Origin of the sequence: Catenulispora rubra (assembly GCF_015356825.1) — a bacterium.
Lineage (GTDB): Bacteria > Actinomycetota > Actinomycetes > Streptomycetales > Catenulisporaceae > Catenulispora > Catenulispora rubra.
The window spans coordinates 1-3,050 of record NZ_JAACYW010000535.1 but is presented as its reverse complement, the minus strand read 5'-3'; the positions used below and the strand labels follow the sequence as shown (position 1 = coordinate 3,050).

Annotated in this window: 2 protein-coding genes and 1 pseudogene; 2 read left to right on the top strand and 1 reads right to left on the bottom strand. The window is 70.7% G+C overall.

Annotation, left to right across the window (positions count from 1 at the left end):
• Positions 1–1,185, top strand: a pseudogene (locus GWK61_RS53600) (FTR1 family iron permease); the annotation flags it as partial.
• Between the two features lie 159 nt (positions 1,186–1,344).
• On the opposite strand, the gene GWK61_RS53595 reads toward GWK61_RS53600, so the two are convergent.
• Positions 1,345–2,406, bottom strand: coding sequence for an epoxide hydrolase family protein (locus GWK61_RS53595; RefSeq protein ID WP_194922120.1), 1,062 nt, complete (start codon positions 2,404–2,406; stop codon positions 1,345–1,347).
• A 38-nt stretch (positions 2,407–2,444) separates the two neighbouring features.
• Here GWK61_RS53595 and GWK61_RS53590 point away from each other — a divergent pair, with 38 nt between their 5' ends.
• A complete protein-coding gene (locus GWK61_RS53590) occupies positions 2,445–3,011 on the top strand; it encodes a TetR/AcrR family transcriptional regulator (protein WP_194922117.1) in 567 nt (188 codons plus the stop codon).
• The last annotated feature ends 39 nt before the right edge of the window (positions 3,012–3,050 follow it).

Genomic DNA, 3,050 nt, shown 5'->3' with positions numbered 1-3,050 from the left:
CACCACCCCCGCGCGATCTCCACAGCCCCGGTCTGGCTCGGCGTCCTCGGCGCGGTGATGCTCTCCGGCGCGTTCGCCGCCGTCCTCACCTACTCGACCTCGGTCCTGTCCTCCCGCGCGCAGCAAGGCGTCGGCGGTGTGCTCAGCGTCCTGGCCGTGGGCCTGGTCACCGGCATGGTCTTCTGGATGCGTCGCACCGCCGCGACCCTGGCCACGCAGCTGCGCGGCGAGGTCCAGCGCGCGGCGATCCTCGGCGCCGGCGCGTTGACGCTCACCGCGTTCCTCGCCGTCGGCCGCGAGGGACTGGAGACCACGTTGTTCATGTGGACGGCTGTGAAGGCCTCCGGTTCCACGGTCTCTCCGCTGATCGGCGCGGGCCTCGGACTGGCCGCCGCGATCGTGCTGTGCTGGCTGCTCTACCGGCGCGCCGTGAAGATCAACATCGGCGTGTTCTTCAACCGCACCGCCATCGCGCTCATCGTCATCGCGGCCGGAATGCTCTGCTACGGCCTCGGCGACCTGCAGGAGGCCGGGATGCTGCCGGGCCAGCAGTGGATGGCCTTCGACCTGACCGCGCACCTCGACCCGAACTCCTGGTGGGTCTCGGTCATCACCGGCATCACCGACCTCGCGCCGAAGCTGACGGTGCTGCAGGTGGTCGCGTGGATCGCCTACCTGGTCGTGGTCATCCCCGCGTTCGTCTACGCGAGCCGCGTGGCCGCCGCTGCCATGGCCGCCGCGAAGGCCAAGAAAGCTGAAGCCGCCACCAGCGAGCCGGCCGCAGAAGCAGCTGCCGAACCCGCCGCAGCCCCCAAGCCCGTCGCAGCCCCCGAACCCGAACCGGCCCGAGGCTGGGAGCGCCTGGCCGGCAAGCGTCCGTGGAGCGTCGCGGGAGTGCTCATCGTGGTCCCGGTCGTGGCCGCGGGCATCACCATCGCCGCCCTCCCCTCCGCCGCGGCCGCGGCCGCGACCACCGTCGCGGTGAAGGTCACCAGCTCGGCCTGCGCCCCCGGCTGGACCTCGGCGACGACCGGCACGCAGACCTTCGAGGTCGACAACAAGTCGAGCAAGGCCGGCGAGATCACCCTGCTCAACTCCTCCGGCTCGATCGTCGGCGAGATCGAGACCCTCGGCCCGGCCACCACCGCGGCGATGTCCGCGACGCTCAGCCCCGGCTCGTACACCTTCCGCTGCCTGATAACGGTGCAGAAGCGGTTGGTCGGCGAGCCTTTGATCGACTACGTGCAGCCCTTCGGCGGCGGGTACTTCTACGCGCTGCCAGGGGTTGCGGATGACAGGGACTGGTTCGCGAGCAAGCTGCTCGGTTGATCCCTGTCCGGTACCTCAGGCACCTTTGATGCCCAGCTCGACCGCCCGACGCAGGTCCCTGACATACGCCTCGGGCTGCTCCCAGGCCGCGAAGTGACCGCCGGCGGGATGTTCCACGTACTCGCGGATGTTCAGGAACGCCTCGGCGTAGCTTCGTGGCTCGGGCTTGATGTCGTGCGCGAACACCGAGAGCACGGTCGGCGTCTCGATGCGGCCCGGCGGCAGGGTGGCCGGTTCGGTGTAGGCGGCGAAGGAGGTGCCGATCGTACCGGTCTCCCAGTAGGCGCTGATCCAGGTGAGGAGCTCGTCGGTGGTGAAGGCCGGCGCGTTGGCCGCGTCGGACCAGGAATCCAGCTTCTCGACGAGCCACGCGGCCAGACCGGCCGGCGAGTCGCCGAGGGCGACGGCGAGGGTGTTCGGACGCGTGGACTGCTCGGCGATGTAGCCGCCCTCAGTGCGGAACCACTGCGCGGCGCGGGCCAGGTAGGCGGCCGCGTCGGGGGCGAGCTTCGCGGGGTCGGCGGTGAGCGCGCGCTGCGGGGCGACGTTGGTGAGGTGCAGCGACGCCACGCTGTCGGGGTGTTCGGCCGCGATGATCTCGGCGACGGCGCCGCCGATGTCGCCGCCGGAAAGGGTGTAGCGGGAGTAGCCGAGGCGCGACACGGCCTGCGCGACGATGTCGGCCATGCGGGCAGCCGACATGCCGACGTCGGTGAGCGGCGCGGCAAAGGGGAAACCCGGGAGCGCGGGGATGACCACGTGCATATCAGTCAGCAGCGGCAAGACACGCTCGAAGCGCAGGACCGAGTCCGGCCAGCCGTGCAGGAGGACGACGACCGGGGCGGCAGGATCGGCGGCGCGCTGGTGGATCGCGCGCAGGTAGCCGCTGCCTACGGGCATGTTCGTCCACGGAAGCTCTGCGATGCGCTGCTCGTGCACGGCCCACTCATAGCCGTCGGCCCAGCGTTCCAGCAGCTCATCCAGCCGGCCGGCGGTGACGCCGCGGGTCTTGTCATCGCTCCAGGGCGTGGTCACGCGTCGGGTGTCGCGGATCCGGGCGTGCAGGTCGGTGCTCATGTGTACGAGCATACACACGCCTGTGTATGCTCGTACACATGACTTCGCGCAACGCCGCCGCCACCCGACAACGGATCCTGGAGCAGGCGCGCGGGCAGTTCGCGCAGCACGGATTCGCGGCGGTCACGGTCAAGGGCGTGGCCGACGCGGCCGGCGTCTCACCGAACCTGATCACGCGCTACTTCGGCGGCAAGGACGGCCTGTTCCTGGCCGCGACACAGGTGACGATCCCGGTCACGAACTCCTTCGACGGCGACCACTCCGCCCTCGGCGCGCGACTGGCGGCGAGCATCGTGCAGCGCTGGTTCGGCGCCCCCGGCGAGGATCCACTGCTGGTGCTGCAACGTGCGTCGGGCGAACGTCCGGAGGCGGCCGAGGCGCTGGCAGCGTTCCTGGACGCGAACTCGCTGGAGCCGCTGTACGACTACCTGCGGGACAGCGGCCTGGACGAGGACGAGGCACGGAACCGGGCCGCGGCGATCGACGCATTCGTGCTCGGCGTCTCGACGCGGCGCCGGGTCCTGCGGTCGGAGCTCGCGGAGGCGGGGCCGGAGGCGCTTGAGGCGTGGCTGGGCAAGACCATTCAGCGACTCGCCGACGGGTAGCGCTCACCCCGAAAATTCGTACCCTGATCCGCCCTGGCC

What these genes read in the sequence shown, in the direction of transcription:
- GWK61_RS53595 (WP_194922120.1), bottom strand. Translation starts at nt 2,406, where the DNA reads ATGAGCACCGACCTGCACGCCCGGATCCGCGACACCCGACGCGTGACC.
- GWK61_RS53590 (WP_194922117.1), top strand. Translation starts at nt 2,445, where the DNA reads ATGACTTCGCGCAACGCCGCCGCCACCCGACAACGGATCCTGGAGCAG.